At 72.8% G+C, this 1,025-nt stretch carries 2 protein-coding genes; one reads left to right on the top strand and one right to left on the bottom strand.

Annotated elements, in window-relative coordinates; genetic code table 11:
- Positions 1-325 (bottom strand): FadR/GntR family transcriptional regulator (locus tag ACOV8S_RS24695; protein WP_448320390.1); only part of this gene is annotated, 325 nt, incomplete at its 3' end.
- A 130-nt stretch (positions 326-455) separates the two neighbouring features.
- Here ACOV8S_RS24695 and ACOV8S_RS24690 point away from each other — a divergent pair.
- Positions 456-980 carry a gluconokinase gene (locus tag ACOV8S_RS24690; RefSeq protein ID WP_448320447.1) on the top strand — a complete coding sequence of 175 codons (525 nt, stop codon included), beginning with the start codon at positions 456-458 and terminating at the stop codon, positions 978-980.
- Positions 981-1,025: the final 45 nt, after the last annotated feature.

Here is a 1,025-nt window from a genome sequence, read left to right as displayed (position 1 = left end):
GCTCGACGGCGCAGCGCAGGACGGTGAGCGAACGCAGCTGGCGGGCACGGTCGGCGCCGGCCAGCCGCCAGCGGATGACCTGCGGGTCGTAGACGTTCCACTCCTCCACCGGCCGCACTGTCACGCCGACCCGGCGGCGGGAGGCGACCAGCTGCATCGACTCCAGGACCCGCACCGCCTCGCGCATCACGGACCGCGACACCCCGTACTGCTGGGCGAGCTCGTCGGTGCGCAGCACGCTGCCGGGCGGGTGCTCCCCCGCGGTGATCGCGGGCCCCAGGCGGTCGAGTACCTGTGCGTGCAGCCCTCGGGCCTGGACGGTCATGGCATCAGGGTATGGGATGTCGCACACCTCAAAAGTCAGACTTTTTAGGTTCGCGGTCTTGAATTTGTCACATCACATGGGTTTCAGTGTCCCCCGGCAGACGAGAGTCGACGAGGACTGCGAGAAGACCATGGCCCCTGAACCCGCCCAGCCCGTTCCACCGGTCGTGGTGGTCATGGGGGTCGCCGGCACCGGCAAGACCACGATCGGCCGCCGGCTCGCCGAGCTCCTCGACGTCCCCTTCGCCGAGGGCGACGAGTTCCACCCGCCCGCCAACATCGCCAAGATGACGGCCGGCACCCCGCTGGACGACGAGGACCGGGCCCCCTGGCTGGACCTGATCGGCGCCTGGGCGCACGAGCGCCGCGGCACCGGCGGCGTGGTCAGCTGCTCGGCCCTCAAGCGGGCCTACCGCGACCGTCTGCGGGCCGCGGGCCCCGGCCTGTTCTTCGTCCACCTCAGCGGCGACCGCGCCCTCGTGGAGCGGCGGATGGCCGGCCGCAAGGGCCACTTCATGCCCCGCTCGCTGCTGGACTCCCAGTTCGCCACCCTCGAGCCGCTCCAGCGGGACGAGGCCGGCGTCGTCGTCGACCTCGCGGCGCAGCCGGAGGAGATCGCCCGGGCGGCCGAGGCCGCCGTGCGCGCCGCCGCCTGACCGCCGCCCACCCTCGCCTTCCTTCCCTCCGCGGGTCCCCACGGC

Source organism: Streptomyces sp. CO7 (assembly GCF_053474865.1).
This window is presented reverse-complemented; position numbering and strand designations above follow the sequence as displayed.